3 protein-coding genes and 1 pseudogene are annotated in these 5,622 nt (G+C 41.4%); 2 read left to right on the top strand and 2 right to left on the bottom strand.

Features of this window, described 5'->3' with window-relative positions:
* Positions 1-73 precede the first annotated feature (73 nt).
* Positions 74-2,794, bottom strand: a complete 2,721-nt coding sequence (gene ppdK, locus M3090_RS14640) for a pyruvate, phosphate dikinase (RefSeq protein ID WP_249057569.1) — start codon at positions 2,792-2,794, stop codon at positions 74-76.
* Positions 2,795-3,127: 333 nt separating this feature from the next.
* Here ppdK and rlmD point away from each other — a divergent pair, with 333 nt between their 5' ends.
* Together rlmD and M3090_RS14650 are read left to right on the top strand one after the other, a co-directional pair.
* Positions 3,128-4,555: a 23S rRNA (uracil(1939)-C(5))-methyltransferase RlmD gene (gene rlmD / locus M3090_RS14645; protein WP_249057571.1), complete on the top strand. Its 1,428-nt coding sequence runs from the start codon at positions 3,128-3,130 to the stop codon at positions 4,553-4,555.
* A 21-nt stretch (positions 4,556-4,576) separates the two neighbouring features.
* On the top strand, positions 4,577-5,491 hold the full coding sequence (locus M3090_RS14650; RefSeq protein ID WP_249057572.1) for an RluA family pseudouridine synthase: 915 nt from the start codon (positions 4,577-4,579) through the stop codon (positions 5,489-5,491).
* Between the two features lie 2 nt (positions 5,492-5,493).
* Here M3090_RS14650 and M3090_RS14655 read toward each other — a convergent pair.
* A pseudogene (locus M3090_RS14655) lies at positions 5,494-5,622 on the bottom strand (IS982 family transposase); the annotation flags it as partial.

Genomic DNA, 5,622 nt, shown 5'->3' on the forward strand with positions numbered 1-5,622 from the left:
TAAAAGAAATAGGCGGTAATCCACTCAAAACGATGGATTACCGCCTAATTATCTGATTATTAACTAAAATCTATTAGCCCTCAATCGCCGCCTGCGCCGCAGCTAAACGCGCAATGGGTACACGATAAGGTGAACAACTAACATAATTTAGACCTACTTTGTGGCAGAACTTTACAGAAGAAGGTTCACCACCATGTTCACCACAAATGCCACATTTCAGATCAGGACGAACGGCACGGCCTTTTTCTGTTGCCATACGAATCAGTTGCCCTACCCCATTTTGGTCAAGAACTTGGAATGGATCTACTTTCAAAATCTTCTTTTCCAAATAGATTGGGAGGAATGAAGCTATATCGTCACGAGAATAGCCGAAAGTCATCTGTGTCAAGTCATTAGTGCCAAATGAGAAGAACTCTGCAGAAGAGGCAATGCGATTAGCTGTCAATGCAGCACGTGGTACTTCAATCATTGTACCTACTTTAAAATCAATACTGTCTCCCACTTCTTCAAACAGTTTTGCGGCTTCGGCACGTATAACTTCTTCCTGTTGCTTAAACTCATAGAGGATACCTGTCAATGGCACCATAATTTCAGGATGAGTTTCTATACCTTCCTTCTTTAATTCTAATGCTGCACCCAGGATGGCTCGCGTCTGCATTTGAGTGATTTCAGGATAAGTATTGCCTAAACGGCATCCACGATGTCCTAACATCGGATTATGTTCGCACAAGGCTTCTACACGCTGTTGGATGTATTTCAAATCTACCCCCATTGCTTCAGCCATCTCTTGTTGACCTTTCAAATCGTGTGGAACGAATTCATGTAAGGGCGGGTCAAGCAATCGCACGGTGACTGGATAACCGGCCATAGCCTTGAATATTCCCTTGAAATCAGCTTGTTGATATGGCAGAATCTTCTGGAGAGCTTTACTACGTCCTTCAGCGTCCTCGGCCAAAATCATTTCACGCATTGCTTTGATCTTTTCACCTTCAAAGAACATATGCTCCGTACGGCACAAACCAATGCCTACTGCTCCAAAACTACGTGCTACGGCTGCATCGTGCGGAGTGTCTGCATTGGTGCGTACTTGCAATTTTGCATACTTATCAGCAAGTTTCATCAATTCAGCAAAGTCACCAGAAAGTTCAGCAGCTTTTGTTTCAACCTTGCCTTCATATACTTCTCCGGTACTGCCGTTAAGTGAAATGAAATCGCCTTCCTTCAATGTGACTCCATCTACTTCTACTGTACGTTTTTTATAGTCTATATTCAGTGCACCAGCACCAGATACGCAACATTTACCCATTCCACGAGCTACTACGGCAGCATGCGAAGTCATACCTCCACGGGCTGTTAATATGCCTTCGGCGACAGTCATTCCTGCAAGATCCTCAGGAGAAGTCTCGATACGAACCATTACCACACGTTTGCCTGCGGCACGCCAAGATGCGGCATCATCGGCAAAAAATACGATTTGTCCACAAGCTGCTCCCGGTGAAGCAGGAAGTCCACGAGTCAAGACTTTAGCCTTCTTTAAAGCTTCTTTGTTAAATATAGGATGGAGCAACTCATCCAGTTTATTGGGTTCGCAACGCATCAAAGCTGTCTTTTCATCAATAAGGCCTTGACGAAGCATATCCATTGCTATTTTCACCATTGCCGCACCTGTACGTTTACCATTACGTGTCTGAAGGAACCACAATTTACCTTCTTGTACGGTAAACTCCATGTCTTGCATATCACGATAATGATTTTCGAGTTTCGTCTGCAGTTCATCCAATTCTTTATAAATTTCCGGCATGGCTTCTTCCATGGAAGGATATTTTGCGGCACGTTCTTCTTCACTTACGCCTGCCAGTTCGGCCCAACGTTGAGAACCTATTTTGGTAATTTGCTGTGGTGTGCGAATACCAGCAACCACATCTTCACCTTGGGCATTGATAAGATATTCGCCATTAAAAAGATCTTCGCCTGTAGCTGCATCACGGCTGAAACAAACACCTGTCGCAGAAGTATTGCCCATATTTCCAAAGACCATAGCCTGTACGTTAACAGCCGTTCCCCATTCATCGGGTATTCCCTCCATTTTGCGATACAAGATGGCACGGTCGTTCATCCACGAATTAAAGACGGCGCAGATAGCCCCCCATAATTGGTCATATGCGTTAGCAGGGAAATCGCCACCTGTAGATTCTTTCACAGCCTCCTTGAATCTTTTCACCAGAGTTTTCAGGTCTTCAACTTCTAATTCATTGTCCAAGCGTACTCCTTTGGCTTTCTTGACATCTTCAATGATTGCTTCAAATGGATCTATATCATCTTTATTGGTAGGTTTCATTCCGAGTACTACATCACCGTACATCTGGACGAAACGTCGATATGAATCCCATGCAAAACGTTCATTTCCTGTCTTACGGGCCAGTCCGGCGACAACTTCGTCATTCAGTCCTAAATTCAAGATTGTGTCCATCATGCCTGGCATGGAAGCACGTGCACCCGAACGGACGGATACAAGCAATGGATTTTCAACATCTCCAAACTTGGAGTTCATCAGTTGTTCAACTTGAGCAATAGATTTCTCAACATCGTTTTTCAAAAGTTCTACAACCTTTTCCTGCCCCATTTCATAATATTCGGCACAGACTTCGGTTGTAATCGTAAAACCAGGAGGTACAGGAACTCCTATTAAATTCATTTCTGCCAGATTGGCACCCTTGCCACCCAAAAGGTTACGCATATCAGCTCTTCCTTCAGCTTGGCCATTTCCAAAAGTATAAACTCTTTTTCTGTCCATGATATAAGTTTAAGTTTATAATAATGTTTTCTGTTCGCAAAGCTAAGGATATTTCATAGATTATGAAACTTTTTCGATGAAAAAATGATAAGAAATTGCAATTTCGACTTTACAATATTGGTTGCTGTATCCATTAGACTTTCTTTCACAACGGGAAAGCTTATTTCTTGTCGAACAAGAAGGATGCTCTTTCAGAACAAAAGGCAAGGCTTTTCCGAACAAGGAGCAAGTGTTTATCGGCGAGCCAACATAATCTTACGAAACAATAATAATAGGTTTTCTCAGAAGAAATATTTATTTTTGCACACTCAAACCCTAATAACGAAAATAGAAGTGGCAAGAAAAAGAAAAGAATTACCATTGCTGGAAGGCATTACAATTACCGATGTGGCAGCCGAAGGAAAAGCCATTGCTAAAGTAGACAATTTAGTCATATTCGTTCCTTACGTTGTACCCGGCGATGTGGTAGATTTACAAATCAGACGTAAAAAACATAACTACGCCGAAGCAGAAGCTGTAAATATCCGCAAATATTCGGATTTGCGGGCAACGCCTTTTTGCCAGCATTATGGTATATGCGGAGGATGCCAATGGCAAATACTTCCCTATGCAGAGCAACTGAAATACAAACAGCAACAAGTAATTGACAATTTGACGCGAATAGGGAAAGTAAAATTACCTGAGATTTCTCCTATCCTTGGCTCAGAACAAATACAAGGATATCGTAATAAATTAGAATATACATTCTCCAACAAAAGGTGGCTCACACGTGATGAAGTTGCCCAGGATGTAACTTATGAACAAATGAATGCCGTTGGATTTCATATTCCAGGGGCTTTTGATAAAGTTCTGGCCATTGAAAAATGCTGGCTTCAAGATGATGTTTCAAATCACATCCGCAATGCCATACGCGACTATGCATACGAACATCAATACACATTTATCAACCTACGTACACATGAAGGAATGTTACGCAACCTGATCATCCGGACTTCATCCATTGGTCAACTGATGGTAATCGTAATTGCACAGATAAAAACGGATGGAGAAATGGAATCATTTAAATGCCTTTTACAATATGTTGCAGACACATTTCCTGAAATAACGTCACTACTTTATATTATAAATAACAAAGTGAATGATTCCATTGGAGATTTGGATGTCCATACTTTCAAAGGACAAGACCATATCCTTGAAGAAATGGAAGGACTACGTTTCAAAATCGGCCCTAAATCATTCTACCAAACTAATTCACAACAAGCCTACCGTCTTTATCAGATAGTGCGCCAATTTGCAAATCTTACAGGAACAGAATTAGTGTATGACCTCTATACTGGCACTGGCACTATTGCCAATTTTGTTTCACAGCAAGCTCGCCAAGTTATAGGCATTGAATATGTCCCTGAAGCCATTGAAGACGCCCGGATAAATTCAGAATTTAACGGCATTGACAACACTTCATTCATTGCTGGTGACATGAAAGACATTTTGACTGAAGACTTTGTACACCAACACGGAAGACCAGATGTCATCATCACAGACCCCCCTCGCGCCGGTATGCACTCTGACGTGGTAAAGGTTATTCTTCAAGCTGCTCCCAAGCGAATTGTTTATGTCAGTTGCAACCCGGCAACCCAAGCGCGTGACCTACAATTACTAGATTCCAAATACGAAGTAAAAGCAGTTCAACCGGTAGATATGTTTCCTCATACATATCATGTAGAGAATGTCGTATTATTAGAAAAAAGAGAAATGATATAAAGTAAAAATTGCTAGTAAAATATGAAACAAAGAACATACGCTAAAGCTCAAGCTCAATACACAGACTATACAGTGCAAGAACCAATAGAGCTGATGGCCTTTCTTTCTAGCATGATGCCGCAAGCCAGTCGGACTAAGATTAAATCATTGCTCTCAAAGCGTATAGTACATGTAGATAATGTCATCACTACCCAATATAATTTTCTTCTTAAACCAGGAATGAAAGTCCGGATAAGCCGAAATAAAAATATACACGACTTTCATTCCCGCCTGCTGAAAATTGTATATGAGGATGCTTATCTTATTGTTATTGATAAAAGCGAAGGCCTACTTTCCGTAAATACAGAACGACAAAAAGAACGTACAGCCTACACAATCCTGAATGAATATGTCCGCCGTTCGAGCAGACAGAACCATATTTATATAGTCCACCGTTTAGACCGTGATACGTCAGGATTAATGATGTTTGCAAAAGATGAGAAAACCCAACATACCTTACGAGACAATTGGCATCAAATCGTTTTTGATCGCCGATATGTGGCTGTAGTGAATGGAGAGATGGAACGTGAGCAGGGGGTTGTCCGCTCTTGGCTCACAGACCGGACACTTTACGTTTCCTCAAGTTCCGTCGATGATGGTGGGAAAGAATCTATCACTCACTATCGGGTTATTAAACGTAAAAATGGATATTCATTATTAGAGCTAAACTTGGAAACAGGTCGTAAGAACCAGATTCGCGTACATATGCAAGACTTAGGCCATCCAATTGTAGGTGATGGACGATACGGATATGAAAACGATTCCAACCCATTAAGACGTTTAGCCCTGCACGCGTTCAAGCTCTGTTTCTATCATCCAGTAACGGGGGAAGTTATGCGATTTGAGACACCTTATCCTTCTACCTTTAAAGCCTTATTTAACGTGAGTTCGACATAAGATCAAAAGATAGTAAGTTGCCCGTCATTGATTAAAGTTCACTTCAATGGCGGGTTTCTTTTCAAAGAAACAATAGACTGCGATAGCTGATAATGAATTGGCAATGAAATTACTGAAGGAACGGTATCGTA

Source organism: Bacteroides sp. ET71, from assembly GCF_023336905.1.
Classification (GTDB): domain Bacteria; phylum Bacteroidota; class Bacteroidia; order Bacteroidales; family Bacteroidaceae; genus Bacteroides.